This window comes from Pseudoxanthomonas sp. JC1303 (genome assembly GCF_058448525.1).
Genome location: NZ_CP185958.1, coordinates 3,778,285 through 3,791,801, shown reverse-complemented (window position 1 = coordinate 3,791,801; position 13,517 = coordinate 3,778,285). Strand labels below are relative to the sequence as shown.

Here is a 13,517-nt window from a genome sequence, read left to right as displayed (position 1 = left end):
GGGAGCCGCCACGGCGGCGATGCGGCTTTACGGGTATAGCTCCATCGCCGCCATGGCGGCTCCCACCGTAGACGGCGGTCACAGCAGCACCAGGTCGTCGCGGTGGATCACGTTCTCACCGTAGCTATAGCCCAGCACGGCCTCGATCTCGCGCGAATGCCGTCGCGCGATGCGGCGGATGTCGGCGGCAGAATACTGGGCGATGCCCCGCGCCAGGCGGCGCACGCCTTCGGCATCCCGCTGCTGCACCTCGACCATGTCGCCGCGCCGGAAGTCGCCTTCGGCCCCGGTCACCCCGCCCGGCAGCAGTGAGGCGCCCTTGCCGGCCAGCGCCGCGGCCGCTCCGGCATCGACCAGGATCGCACCCGCTTCCACCGGCGCATGGCGCAACCAACCTTTGCGCGCGGCGATGCGGGTCTGCGCGGCATGGATGCGGGTGCCGCGCAGCCGATCCAGCGCCAACCCGCGCACGACCTCGGCGCTGCGGCCATTGAACAGATAGGTCTCCACGCCCGCCGCGCCGGCCTTGGCGGCGGCTTCCAGCTTGGTCCGCATGCCGCCGGTGCCCACGCTGCTGCCGCTGCCGCCCGCCATCGCGAACACCTCGGGCGTCAGCGCCGTCACCTCGTCCAATGGCCGCGCGGTCGGATTGCTGCGCGGATCGGCGGTGTACAGGCCGTCGATGTCGGTGGCGATGAACAAGGCATCGGCGTCGACCAGCGCGGCCACCACGGCAGCCAGGTTGTCGTTGTCGCCCAGCTTGAGCTCGTCGATGGAGACGGTGTCGTTTTCGTTGATGACCGGCAGCGTGCCCAATGCCAGCAACTCCAGCAGGGTCGCGCGCGCATTAAGGTAGCGGCGACGGTTGCGCAGGTCGTCATGGGTCAGCAGCACCTGCGCCACCGGTCGCTCGAAGAAGCGCTGCCACAACCCGATCAGCTGCGCCTGGCCGAGCGCGGCCAGCGCCTGCCGCGCGGCGATGGCCGCGCCGGCTTCTGCGGCCCTGGGCACGATCGCGCGCCCGGCCGCCACGGCCCCGGAGGACACAATCACCACCTCGCGCCCGGCCAGTACGTTGGCCGAGACGAACTGGGCCAAACCCAGCGCGAACTTAGGCGACAACCCGCCTCCGTCCGCGGCCAGCAGACTGCTGCCGACTTTGAGCACCGCGCGCCGCCACGGCGGCAGGACCTGTTCGGTGAAGGCGATGACGGAGGGGGGGGTAGCGTCGTTCATGGGGACGTGTTCAGGTGAGAGGGTTAATCGCACCGGTGCGTGCGTAGCTCAATGGTGACGAGATGACGGCTGCAATCGCCATAATCGGTCGGCTGTGCCTCTGGTGAATCATGCCCCCCGGCTGGCTTGGTATTCGATGAAGTGCCGGGCAGATGCGCGAACGCTTTGCGGCACACGGTCATTGACAGATACGACTCTCATTGCGCCGAGATACTGGTTTCTGTCCGAATCTTCTAGGTTCGAGTTGAGGATTCGGTTCGCCATTAGGACCGCGCTGGCGTTCGCAGAGACATCCAGCGACTGGAGAAGTCTTGCCGAGTAAGACGGGTAGAAGCTTTCTATGAAATGCACCAGACCTCCGGGCATTCCAAGCTCTTCTTCAGGATGCTTTTCAAAGAAGTCGAAGATGTGATCAATCAGTAGCGGAGCATCAGCCGGATCCACGCGACTGATCAACTCATCGATCGCGAGCGGAAAGTCCACCGCTGTCGGATCAAGGCGCCCAAGAGCAGCTTCAAATTCGGATGGAGACATCATTTTCGGTGTTTCACCTAGCTCTCGAGTCTGCTATGAGTCAAATGCTGCCATAGCAGACTGCAGTCAATATTGGGAAACTACGGGATATTCCACTCGTACACAGTCAGCTCGGAGGCATCGCGCAATGCCAGCGGGTCGGTGGCGACCAGCGCCTTGGCCTGCTCCAGGCTGTCGAGGTTCTTGAGGATGTAGGCGCCGCCCGTGCCGTCACTGAAACCGCCGGTCATGTGCAACTGCCCTTCCACCTTCAGGTTGATCAACCAGTCCTTGTGCGGGCCGATCACGTCGTCCGGGAACTCAGGCTTGCGCTTGGCCATTACCAGATACAGCTTCATTGACGCTTCTCCTGCTTGTGTTGCGTGGCTGGCGCGATGGGTTGCGCTGCGGGAACCACTGGATGATCAGACATTCGCCTGCTGTAAAGCAGCTCCCGCCCGCGCCGGGAAACGACTCAAACCTGGTTGGCAACCCTGAGCATTCCGCTCGATCCCCCGACCAGTCAAAACAGCTGTTGCTGTTGCTGTTGCTGTTGCTGTTGCTGTTGCTGTTGCTGTTGCTGTTGCTGTTGCTGTTGCCAGTGATCTTGACTCACCCTAGTCGTAAAGCGAGCCGAGCATCGCAGCAAGTCAGGGCCGAAGAGGCGCCCTGTTTGAGCGAAGCGAGTTTGGGCGCCGTGCCCTGACTTGCGAGAAGCGCAGGGGCCCGACGCGCCAGCGTCGGATCGCGTCCCGGCGAAGACGGTTTTGCTTTCTTTTGCCAAGACAAAAGGAAGTCGCGCCGAAGGCGCGAAAGCCTTTGCCCTTGCTTCCAACACAAGGCCAAACACCATCTCAGCCGCCCAGCCCCTCCCAACGCCGCCACAACACCTCCAACTGCAGATCCGCCGCCGCACCGGGCGATACGCGCGCCGCCAAACTCCCTTCCGGCGTGCGCCCCTGCCCCGCCGTGTCCGCACTGGCCGCCGCGGCCTTGTAGGCCTCGCGGAACGGCACGCCAGCCACCGCGGCTTCCACCGCTACGTCGGTCGCATACATGCCTGAATCGATCGCCGCGTGGATCTTGTCCTGCCGCCACTCCAGGTTGGCCAGCAACGCCGGCAGCAGCTCCAGTGCCGCCAGCCCGCGCCCGAAGCCGTGGAAGATCGCGCCCTTGGAGCCCTGCAGGTCGCGGTGATACCCCGAAGGCAGCGACAGCAGCTGCTCGATCTCGGTCTTGGCCGCCGCCACGCTGGCGTGGGTGGCGCGCATCAGCTCGATCACGTCCGGGTTGCGCTTGTTGGGCATGATCGAGCTGCCGGTGGTGTACTGCGCCGGCAGCGCGACGAAGCCGAACTCGCCACTGGTGAACAACGACAGGTCCCAGGCGATGCGGCGCAGATCCAGCGTGGCGCCGCCGAGGGCCTCCAGCGCGGCCAGCTCGAACTTGCCGCGCGAGAGCTGCGCATAGATCGGCGAGACCTGCATCCGGGCAAAGCCCAGTTCGGCGGTGGTGTGCTCGCGATCCAGCGGCAGGTTGACGCCGTAGCCTGCGGCGGTCCCCAACGGGTTGGCGTCCACCAGGCGGAAGGTATCCATCGCGCGCGTGGCGTTGTCGATGAAGGCTTCGGCCCAGCCGGCCCACCACATGCCTGCCGAGGACACCACCGCACGCTGGATGTGGGTATAGCCGGGAATCGGCATTCCCTTTTCGGCTTCCGCGCGGTCCAGCGCCACCTTGGCCACCTCGCGGCTCAGCCCGGCCACGCGCAGCAACTTGTCCTTCAGCCACAGGCGCGTGGCGACCAGGATCTGGTCGTTGCGGCTGCGGCCGGTGTGGATCTTGCGGCCGGCATCGCCCAGGCGCTCGGTCAGGCGCGCCTCGATGGCCGAGTGGCAGTCCTCGTACTGCGCATCGAGCACGAAGGCACCGCTGCGGAAGTCTTCGGCCAGCACATCGAGTTGCTCGCTCAGCTTGCTCAGCTCGGACAGCGAGAGGATGTCGATGTGCTGCAACCCCTGCGCATGGGCCTTGCTAGCCGCGATGTCGTACAGGAAAAACTCGCGATCCAGGATGACGTCATCGCCGGCCAGGAAGGTCTGGATCTTGGCGTCGACCGCGACGCCGGGTTTCTGCCATAACAAGTCAGCCATGGATGGTTCTCCTGCGAAGACAGCGTTGAAGCTGTCTTGAATTTGGTCTTTGCATCTGTAGAGCGGAGCTTGCTCCGCTGAGGCCTTCCCCGGAACGTCCACGTGGCTGGACCGGGACGGCAGCGGAGCAAGCTCCGCTCTACAAAACTCGATGCGCGATGGAAGGGACAGCGGCGGAGCGAGCTCCGCTCTACAAAGGGCGGGTCAATGTGGGATCGAGGTCAGCTCATCCAGGCCCAGGGCCAGGTTGAGGTTCTGCATGGCCTGGGTGGCCGCGCCCTTGAGCAGGTTGTCCAGCGTGGACACCACCACCACGCGCTTGCCGCCCGGGGCCAGGGTGAATCCACCGATCTGCACGCCATGGGTGCCGGCGATGCGGCTGACCCACGGCGCATCGTCGATCACCTCCACCAGCGGCTCGTCGGCATAACGCGCCTCATACAGGGACTGGATCGCCTCGCGCGTCATCGCGTGCTGCAGCCACAGGTTGACGGTCATGGTGATTCCGCGGAAATGCGGCGCCACGTGCGGCATGAACTCCACCGGCAGGCCGAGCTGCGCGGACACCTCGCGTTCGTGCATGTGGTTGGTCAGCGAATACGGCATCAGGTTGTCGGCCAGCAGCTCGGGGTTGTTCTTGTCCGACGGGGTGGTCCCGGCACCTGAATAGCCCGAGACGCCGAAGCACTGCGGCGGACTGGCCAGCTGATCCAGCAACGGCGCGATGGCCAGCTGCATGGCCGTGGCATAGCAGCCGGGATTGCTGATGCGCTTCTGGCCGGCGTACCGGTCCCGGGTGAGTTCCGGCAGGCCGTAGTACCAGCTAGGTTCAAAGCGGTAGTCGGCTGACAGGTCGACGATGATGGTGTCCGGCGCGACCGCCTCGAGCGCGGCGACGAACGGCTCGGCCTTGCCGTTGGGCAGCGCCAGGATCACCGCGTCGGCGCCCTTGGCGGCCACGGCGTCGGCATCGAGATTCTCGAAGTGCAGCGCGCCGGCATAGGCGGCGTTGTGTTCGCTGACCGGCTGGCCGTCCAGCTCGCGCGAGGACACGAAGGCCAGCTGCAGCTGTGGGTGGGCGACGATCAGCTTGATCAGCTCGCTGCCGGTGTGGCCGCGCGCGCCGACGATGCCGACGGTGAACGTTTTGGAAGTCATGCGTGCTTGTCCAGCTGGTGTTGCAGATGGGTTTTGATCGCCGGCCATTCGCGGTCGAGGATCGAAAAGATGACGGTGTCGCGCAGGGACCCGTCGGCGTGGCGCTTGTGGTTGCGCAGGACGCCGTCCTGCCTTGCGCCCAGGCGGGCGATGGCCGCGCGCGAGGCATGGTTGAACCAGCTGGTTTCCAGCACCACCGAGGCCACGCCCAGGGTCTCGAACGCATGGCCCAGCAGCAGCTGCTTGGCCTGCGTGTTCAAGCCGGTGCGCTGCACGCGCGGTGCGTACCAGGTGTAGCCGATGCTCAGGCGCGGCACCGCCACGTCGATGTCATAGAAGCGCGTGCAGCCGGCCGCCACGCCATCGGCGTCCAGCACCGTGAAGCACAGCATGCGGCCCTGCGCCTGCTCGGCCAGCGCGGCGGCGATGTAGCCGTCGATGGCCTCGAACTTGGGCACGCCGGTGTACCACAGGGCCGGCAGCACGCCGTCGGCGACGATCGCGCGCAGCCCGTCGGCATGCGCCGGCGACAGCGGCGCCAGGGTGACGTGGTCGCCACGCAGGGTCGGCACGCAGGTCCAGGCGGTGGCGTCGGCCTGGGTCATCAACCCACCAGCGTCGGCTGGCGCGTCGCGCAATGGGCCACGCACTGCTTGATCTGGTCGAAATCCTCCATGCCGTACCAGAACACCTTCCACTTCTCCTGCTTGAAGCAGCCGTCGGACTCGGCGTAGTAGAAGATGTTGATCTGGTTGTTGTGGCGCGAACGCCAGAACAGCTGCGGCGTCTCCTCGCGCATCACGTTCCAGACCGCACGGCCCAGGCCCTCGCCCTGCGCGTCGTCGGACACGGCGAACTTGTCCAGGTACACCATGCCGTCGCCATCGGTGAGGATGATGGCGGTGCGGTAGTTCTCGCTGACGTAGGCGCGCAGCAACGCGGTCTTCTCGAAATAGTCCGGCACCAGCGTGCGGCGGAAGCTGGATTCGATCAGGGTCTTCAGCCGCGGCAGGTCCAGCTCGTCCCAGGAGGTCGCCTTCAGCACGCGCTCGCCACGCCGGACCAGCGTGCCGGAGCCCTTGTGCGTGAACAGCTCCTTGGCCAGGTCCGCCGGCCGGGTGATCGACACCGACGACTCCAGCGGCAGTTTGTCCAGCAAATCCTTGATCTGCTCGATCTTGACCTTCATCCCGCCGTGGATCCACGGCTGGGCAATCAGGTGGTCGTACTCGGTGGACAGGTTGATCGAGTCGATCACCTTGCCCTGCTCGTCGAGCAGGCCGCCGGTGCCGGTGAGGAAGATGATCTTGTACGGCTGCAGCTCGCGCACCAGCTCGTTGGCAGCGAAGTCGGCGTTGATGTTGAGGATCTGGCCGGCCGGGGTTTCGCCCAGGCTGGTGATCACCGGGATCGACCCGGCCTGCAGGCTGGCTTCGATCGGCGCCAGGTTGACCGCCTTGACCTCACCGACCAGCCCGTAGGTGTCCTGGTCCAGGTAGTCGGCTTCGAACACACCGCCAGTGATCGAGGTGGCACGCGCACCGGCGGCCTGCAGCGCCTCGACCAGCTTGAGGTTGGAGGACTGAAACACCTTGCGCACGATCGCCAGCCCCTCGGGCGAGGTCACGCGCAGGCCGCCCACGGTCTGCTTCTCGATACCGGCGGCCGACAGTTCCGCGTCCAACTGCGGGCCGGCGCCGTGTAGCACGATCGGGGTCAGGCCGACTTCCTGCAGGAAGGTCAGCGAGGAAGTCAGGTCGTCCAGCTCGTCGCGCAGCACCGCGCCACCGACCTTCACCACCGCAAAGCGCTTGGCATCAAGCTGCGAGAAGCGCTTGAGGTACTGACTGATCTCCTTTGCGCTGGCCATGCTCGAAAGCAGGCGCACGATGGTCTGGCGGGTCTGGGCGTTGGTCACGGGGATATTCACGATGTGCGGACTGACTCTTTTGAGGTGGCAGGCGGCCACGAAGGCCGCCGGCGAGATGCGCTGGAATCAGCGCCCATTGATGATGTGGTGGACCGATCCGGCGTAACGCTCCAGCTGCTCCAGCGTCACGAACTCATCGGCGGTATGCGCCTGGGCGATATCGCCCGGGCCGTAGACCAGCGCGGTGTAACCACCGGCCGAGAACAGCGAGGCCTCGGTCCAGAAATCCACCGCGTTGCCGATGGGCAGACCGAGTTCGTCGGCGATGTCGCGCGCGGCCAGGCGACGCTCCTCGGCACGGGCGATGTCGCCCGAAGGCAGGCTCGGGCCGCGGAAGGTTTCCTCGAAATGCGCCGCGGCCGGTTCGGCGAAACCGGCGAAGGTGCTCAGCAGGTCGTCGACGTCCATCGAGGGCAGCGGCCGGAAGCCAAAGCGCAGCTCGGCCGCCGGCGCGATCATGTTGGCCTTGATGCCACCCTCGACCCGGCCGATGTTGAAGCGCAGGCCGGTCAGCCCGCCAAAGCGCGCATGGCTCAGCGACTCGACATGGTCCAGCGCCTTGCCGCCCCAGCGCATGGCCTGGTGCAGGGCGCTGGCCGACGGGTCCTGCTTGCCCGAGGCATGGCCGGCGCGACCGGCGAACTTCATCAGCACTGAACTGATGCCGCGATGCGCCAGCACGGCCTCGCCCATGGTCGGTTCGGCGACCAGAATCGCCTCGTACGGCAGGCCACGGGCCAGGAACGCGGCGATGCAACGCGGGTCATTGGCTTCCTCGTCGGAAGAGAACAGGAAGGCCGCATCGCCATCGCCGGCATTGGCCGCGGCGATCAGTGCGGCAGCCGCGCCCTTGATGTCGCACACACCCAGGCCGACCACGCGATCGGCCTGGCGACGCATCACGTGCGGATCTGCGCTCCAGTGCGGCGAATCTGGCACGGTGTCCAGGTGCACGTTGAACAGGTACCTGGGCGCGCCGCGCACGGCGTAGAAGCTGATCGCGCCGGCGCCATGGTCGATCACCTCGACCTGGAAGCCCGGCAACTGCGCACGCAGGTAATCGAAGATGCCGCCAGTGGTCAGCGCACGCGGCGGGTTGCGGGTGTCGAAGGACACCAGCTTCTCCAGATGCGTCAGCGTGGTTTCGAGCAGATGGGTCATGTCAGTCGATCTATCCGGTTCAGGCGGCGGAAGCGGCGGCGCGGCTGTAGAGCTCCATATCGAGCTTCTCCATCAACCGGTCCGGACGCGCGGGTGGCACGAAGCCGAACTGCGCATACAGGCCATGCGCATCGAAGGTGGCCAGCATGAAGCGACGCAGGCCCTGCAGCTGCGGATGCGCCACGACGGCCTGCATCAGCTGCTTGCTGTAGCCATGGCCGCGCTGGCCTTCCAGCACGAACACGTCGGCCAGATAGGCGAACGTCGCACCATCGGTGATGACCCGCGCGAACGCCACCTGCCCCGCCTCTTCGAGATAACCACCGAAGCACAGCGACCCGTCGATGGCGCGCTGCACCGTCTGACGCGGGATGCCGCGCGACCAGTAGGCGTGGACCAGGAAACCGTGGATCACGTCCAGGTCCAGGCGAGTCTTGTCGGTGGAGATGTCGAGTGTGGTCATGTCTTCGCTTTAAACATCATTCGTCGCTTCCGCGGCGTCCAACAGACGGATGTCTGGTCAGGCGGGAGCCCAGTGACTTGCAAGTGATCAGGCAAGCCACTGGATCCCCTCCTGCGCGGGAATGACGGCCCCGATCAACCTTCGCCGTTGACCTGCGCGTACAGCGTGGAGCTCATGCCGAACAGCTTGATGAAGCCTTCGGCCTCTTCCACGCCCCAGTCGGCCGACTGGGCGTAGGTCGCGCCCTTGGCGTTGAGGATGTGCGGCGACTTAACCGCCACGGCCTCGACGCGGCCGCCGTCGGTACGCAACACCACCTCGCCGTTGACCTTGCCCTGCGAGGACTTCAGGAAGGCCTCGATGTCGGTCTTGAGCGGGTCGTGGTAGAAGCCTTCGTACACCAGCTCGACCCACTTGCGCGCCACCTCGGGCTTGAAGCGGTTCTGCTGCTTGGTCAGCACCGCATCCTCCAGCGCGCGGTGCGCGGCCAGCAGCGACACCAGCCCCGGCGCCTCGAAAACGATGCGGCCCTTCAGGCCGATCACGGTATCGCCGGTGTACACGCCGCGGCCCACGCCGTAGGGGGCGAAGAGCTTGTTGAGCTTGGCCAGGATCTTCTCACCGGCCAGCTTTTCGCCATCCAGCGCGACGGCTTCGCCTTCGACGAAGGTCAGCGTCACCGACAGCGGCGCCTGCGGCCATTCGGCGCGCGGCGCGCACCAGCCGCGTGCGCCCTCGCCCGGGGCTTCCCAGCGATCGATCTCTCCGCCGGACATGGTCAGGCCCAGCAGGTTCTCGTTGATGGTGTAGGCCTGCTGCTTGGCGCGCACGCCGAAGCCGCGTTCTTCCAGGTACTGCTGCTCATAGGCGCGGGTCTGGGTGTGCTCCTTCTGGATCTCGCGGATCGGCGCGACGATCTCGTAGTCGCCCAACGCCTTGACCGCCAGGTCGAAACGCACCTGGTCGTTACCCATGCCGGTGCAGCCATGCGCGATGGCCTTGGTGCCCAGCTCGGCGGCGCGCTTGAGCGCGGCATCGACGATCAGGTAACGGTCGGACACCAGCAGCGGGTACTGACCCTGATAGCCCTCGCCAGCCCACACGAAGGGCTTGACGAAGCCGTTCCAGATCGCAGGGCCGCCATCGACGGTCTGGTGGCTGGCCACGCCCAGTTCGGCGGCGCGCTGCTCGATGAAGGCGCGCTCGGCATCGTCCACGCCGCCGGTGTCGGCGAACACGGTATGCACCGCGTAGCCCTTTTCCTGCAGGTAGGGAACGCAGAAGCTGGTGTCCAGGCCGCCGGAAAAGGCCAGCACGATGTCTTTCTTGCTCATGATCTGTGGTTCCGAAAGGTGGGGAATTACTGGGAAATCAGGGCGGCCATGATCGCCTTCTGCACGTGCAGACGGTTCTCGGCCTCATTGATGGCGATGCACTGTGGCGAATCCATGACCGCGTCGGTCGCCTTGACGTTGCGACGCAGCGGCAGGCAGTGGCTGAACACGCCGTTGTTGGTCAGGGCCATCTTGGCCTCGTCCACGATGAAGTGCTTGTACTGGTCGCGGATGGGCTTCTCCGGGCCCCAGTTGCCGAAGTACGGCAGCGCGCCCCAGCTCTTGGCGTAGACCACATCGGCGCCGGCGTAGGCGCTGTCGATGTCGTGGCTGACCTCGAGCGAGCCGCCGCTTTCGGCCACGTTGTCCTGCGCCCAACCCATGTAGCGCTCGTCGAGGACGTACTCGGGCGTCGGGCACAGCAGGGTCACGTCCATGCCCATGCGCGTGGCGATGGTCAGGGCCGAATTGGCCACTGCGGTGTTGAGCGGCTTGGGGTGGTAGGTCCAGGTCAGCACGTACTTCTTGCCGCGCAGGTCGGAGGTGCCGAAGTGTTCCTGCAACGCCATCACGTGGGCCAGCTCCTGGCACGGATGGGTGATGGTCTCCATGTTGATCACCGGCACGGGGCAATACTTGGCGAAGCTCTTCAGCACGCGGTCCTGGCGGTCGATCTGCCAGTCCACGAACTTCGGAAACGCGCGCACCGCGACGATGTCGGCATAGCGCCCCAGCACCTGGGCCACTTCGGCGATGTGTTCCTCGGCCTCGCCGTCCATCACCGTGCCCAGGTCGAACTCGATCGGCCACGCATCCTTGCCGGGCTGCAGCACCACCGCGTGACCGCCCAGCTGGAAGGTGCCCAGCTCGAAGCTGGTGCGCGTGCGCATGGACGGGTTGAAGAACACCAGGGCCACCGACTTGCCCTTGAGCTCGCTGCCCAGCTTGTTGCGTTTGAACAGCGCGGCCTGGGTCAACAGGGCGTCCAGGTCCGGACGGCTCCAGTCCTGGGTGTTCAAGAAGTGCTTCAAGGGCATCGGGTCATCCTTTGCGAGATTGGGCGCGCCGGCCGGCGCGGTTGCGATTGAAACTTTCCAGTGACGCGAAAACGAAAAAACCCAGCCTGATGGCTGGGTTTTTCCGGTGTGCAGGCGAAGACCTCCGGTGACCCAGCTAGGAGCAGGATTCCGGTCGGCGAGCACGCGAAGTCATGCCCGAGGCCATCCGGGCGGCGCTTGCGTACAGGTGCGAAGAGATCTTCATGGGGCGCGCATCCTCGCACGCCGCCGTGCTGCGGCGCAAGGCCGACGGCGGCAGATCCCTCACTGGCCCGCGTAGGGCATCACCGAGACGCGGATGCGCAGGCGATTGCCGGGATCCTCGGCCATGCGGTTGCGGTACTTGGTGCCCTTGTAGACGTAGTCCACGTCGTAGGCGATGGGTCGGCGGAACTCGCGCTCGACCGTGACCATGTGGCAGTTCTGGTCCGCTGAAGACGTTGACCTGGATTTGGCATCCGAGGGCTTGCCATCGCCTTGCTGGCTGTCGTCCCCGGTAAAGATGCCCTTGACCGAATCGACCATCCGCGCGATGCGCCCTTCTTCCTTTGGTGCCTCTTCGTCCTCCTGCCTGGCCGGCGAATCGCACTGCTGCTCGGTGCGGCTGGCCCGCAGCGTCTGGTAGACCGGCTCGACGGAGAGCACCTGCGCGTAGTCGATCCTCACGTTTTCCACCGGAACCACCGTGGTCTGCTGCGCGGACGCTGGGACGACGCAGGCACAAAGACTGACGGCAAGCAGGACGCGGAAGGCTGGAGGCATACAGCGCGGGGGAATGGGAAGCGAGGCGGAGATACCACAGAACAGTGTAGGCAGCACGCCTGGAACTGGGCTGAATCCGCGCTGTCGACTGACACGCCGCATGCACCGTGAACAGGTGCGAGCCGGCCACGTTCCTGCCAAGCACACGCCATGCAGGCAACGACACGCATGGGCGTGGGCGCCTCCGCGCGCACCGCCGTGTCCTATCCAGGTATCGCGGACAAGCCCTAGAATCAACGGCCTGCTTCCTGTCGTGCCCCCATGTCCCTGCAGCTGTTCAATACCCTGACGCGCCGCGTCGAAGCCTTCACCCCGTTGGATCCGGCCGCTCCGACCATGTACGTGTGCGGGCCGACGGTCTACAACTACGTACATATCGGCAACGCCCGTGGCCCGGTGGTGTTTGGTGTCCTGGCCCAGCTGCTGCGCCGCCGGTACGGCGGCCTGCGCTACGCCCGCAACATCACCGACGTGGACGACAAGATCAACGCCGCCGCCGCCGAACAGGGCGTGCCGATCTCGGCGATCACCGACCGGTTCACCGCCGCCTACCGTGCCGACATGGCCGCGCTGGGCGTGGTCCCGCCGGACATCGAGCCGGAGGCAACCGCGCACATCCCGCACATCATCGCCATGATCGAGCGACTGATCGACGCCGGCCACGCCTATGCCGCCGATGGGCACGCGTTGTTTTCGGTCGGCTCGTTCGACCGGTACGGCCAGCTCTCGCGCCGCGATCCGGACGAGCTGTTGGCCGGCGCGCGCGTGGACGTGGCGCCGTACAAGCGCGACCCGGGCGATTTCGTGCTGTGGAAGCCCTCCACCGACGCGCTGCCCGGCTGGGACTCGCCGTGGGGACGCGGTCGGCCGGGCTGGCACATCGAATGCTCGGCCATGGCCGCCGCGCACCTGGGCCAGACCATCGATATCCACGCCGGCGGCGTGGACCTGCAGTTCCCGCATCACGAAAACGAGGTCGCCCAGAGCGAGTGCGCACACGGCGGAGTGACGTTCGCCCGCTTCTGGCTGCACAACGGCATGCTCAACTTCGGCGGCGCCAAGATGAGCAAGTCGGTGGGCAATATCGCCCGCGTCCACGACCTGCTCCAGGCGCACCCGCCCGAGGCACTGCGCTACGCCCTGCTCTCGGCGCACTACCGCCAGCCGCTGGACTGGTCCGATGCGCTGATCGAGCAGTCGGTGCGCACCCTGGACCGCCTGTACGGGACGCTGCGCGACCTGGGCGACGTGGACGCGCAGGCACATATCCCGGCCAGCATCGAAGCCGCATTGGACGACGACCTCAACACGCCGCTGGCGCTGGCCGAAGTAGCCCGTCTCGCGGGCGAGGCACGCAAGGCCGAATCCGCGGACGACAAGACGCGCCTGAAGTCCGACCTGCTGGGCGCTGGCCTGGCCCTGGGCTTGCTGCAGCAGTCACCGGCCGAGTGGTTCGCCCGTGGCACCTCGTCCGACGACGACGTCCGCATCCAGGCCTTGATCGACGAACGCGCCGCTGCAAAGCAGGCACGCGATTTCGCCCGGGCCGACGCGATCCGCGATCAGCTCGCCGGCGAGAACATCGTGCTCGAGGACACCCCGCAAGGCGTGCGCTGGAAGCGCGGCTGATTTGATTGTTTCCTTCTCCCACCGGGACGAGGCGCCTTTGGGGTGGAAGGCGCCCCGAGGGGCGGATGAGGGTCAGCGAGCGACGCACGCGCGGCGCCAAACATCCCTGACTTCGCCCAA

Annotated in this window: 14 protein-coding genes; 2 read left to right on the top strand and 12 right to left on the bottom strand. The window is 66.1% G+C overall.

Going from position 1 to position 13,517, the window contains the following annotated elements; all coding sequences use genetic code 11:
- Positions 1-78: 78 nt before the first annotated feature.
- The 3 genes from proB to ACORQU_RS16960 form a co-directional block, all read right to left on the bottom strand.
- Positions 79-1,236, bottom strand: coding sequence for a glutamate 5-kinase (gene proB / locus ACORQU_RS16970; protein ID WP_491642236.1), 1,158 nt, complete (start codon positions 1,234-1,236; stop codon positions 79-81).
- A gap of 108 nt (positions 1,237-1,344) precedes the next feature.
- Positions 1,345-1,773 carry a hypothetical protein gene (locus tag ACORQU_RS16965; protein ID WP_491642235.1) on the bottom strand — a complete coding sequence of 143 codons (429 nt, stop codon included), beginning with the start codon at positions 1,771-1,773 and terminating at the stop codon, positions 1,345-1,347.
- Between the two features lie 77 nt (positions 1,774-1,850).
- A complete protein-coding gene (locus ACORQU_RS16960; protein WP_491642233.1) occupies positions 1,851-2,108 on the bottom strand; it encodes a YciI family protein in 258 nt (85 codons plus the stop codon).
- Between the two features lie 62 nt (positions 2,109-2,170).
- On the opposite strand from ACORQU_RS16960, the gene ACORQU_RS16955 reads away from it, so the two are divergent.
- Positions 2,171-2,455 (top strand): hypothetical protein, encoded by a 285-nt coding sequence (locus ACORQU_RS16955; protein ID WP_491642231.1) that lies wholly within the window; start codon positions 2,171-2,173, stop codon positions 2,453-2,455.
- A 148-nt stretch (positions 2,456-2,603) separates the two neighbouring features.
- On the opposite strand, the gene argH is transcribed toward ACORQU_RS16955, so the two are convergent.
- The 9 genes from argH to ACORQU_RS16910 form a co-directional block, all read right to left on the bottom strand.
- Positions 2,604-3,902 carry an argininosuccinate lyase gene (gene argH, locus ACORQU_RS16950; RefSeq protein WP_491642230.1) on the bottom strand — a complete coding sequence of 433 codons (1,299 nt, stop codon included), beginning with the start codon at positions 3,900-3,902 and terminating at the stop codon, positions 2,604-2,606.
- Between the two features lie 204 nt (positions 3,903-4,106).
- Complete coding sequence (gene argC, locus ACORQU_RS16945; protein ID WP_491642229.1) at positions 4,107-5,060, bottom strand: N-acetyl-gamma-glutamyl-phosphate reductase; 954 nt, start codon at positions 5,058-5,060, stop codon at positions 4,107-4,109.
- Positions 5,057-5,665, bottom strand: a complete 609-nt coding sequence (locus ACORQU_RS16940; protein ID WP_491642228.1) for a GNAT family N-acetyltransferase — start codon at positions 5,663-5,665, stop codon at positions 5,057-5,059. Before ACORQU_RS16940 ends, argC begins: the two co-directional genes overlap by 4 nt.
- The gene (locus ACORQU_RS16935; RefSeq protein WP_491645159.1) at positions 5,665-6,930 is read right to left on the bottom strand and encodes an acetylglutamate kinase; all 1,266 of its coding nucleotides are present in this window, start codon (positions 6,928-6,930) and stop codon (positions 5,665-5,667) included. The genes ACORQU_RS16940 and ACORQU_RS16935 overlap by 1 nt, the downstream gene beginning before the upstream one ends.
- Positions 6,931-7,056: 126 nt before the next feature.
- Positions 7,057-8,151, bottom strand: coding sequence for an acetylornithine deacetylase (locus tag ACORQU_RS16930; RefSeq protein WP_491642227.1), 1,095 nt, complete (start codon positions 8,149-8,151; stop codon positions 7,057-7,059).
- A gap of 19 nt (positions 8,152-8,170) precedes the next feature.
- Entirely contained in the window at positions 8,171-8,614 is a 444-nt protein-coding gene (locus tag ACORQU_RS16925) for a GNAT family N-acetyltransferase (protein ID WP_491642225.1), read from the bottom strand.
- A 134-nt stretch (positions 8,615-8,748) separates the two neighbouring features.
- A complete protein-coding gene (locus ACORQU_RS16920; RefSeq protein ID WP_491642224.1) occupies positions 8,749-9,948 on the bottom strand; it encodes an argininosuccinate synthase in 1,200 nt (399 codons plus the stop codon).
- 26 nt (positions 9,949-9,974) lie between these two features.
- The gene (locus ACORQU_RS16915; RefSeq protein WP_491642223.1) at positions 9,975-10,985 is read right to left on the bottom strand and encodes an N-acetylornithine carbamoyltransferase; all 1,011 of its coding nucleotides are present in this window, start codon (positions 10,983-10,985) and stop codon (positions 9,975-9,977) included.
- Between the two features lie 285 nt (positions 10,986-11,270).
- Positions 11,271-11,768 carry a hypothetical protein gene (locus tag ACORQU_RS16910; protein WP_491642222.1) on the bottom strand — a complete coding sequence of 166 codons (498 nt, stop codon included), beginning with the start codon at positions 11,766-11,768 and terminating at the stop codon, positions 11,271-11,273.
- 261 nt (positions 11,769-12,029) lie between these two features.
- Between ACORQU_RS16910 and cysS the strand changes: the two genes are divergently transcribed.
- Entirely contained in the window at positions 12,030-13,397 is a 1,368-nt protein-coding gene (cysS, locus tag ACORQU_RS16905) for a cysteine--tRNA ligase (RefSeq protein ID WP_491642221.1), read from the top strand.
- Positions 13,398-13,517 lie beyond the last annotated feature (120 nt).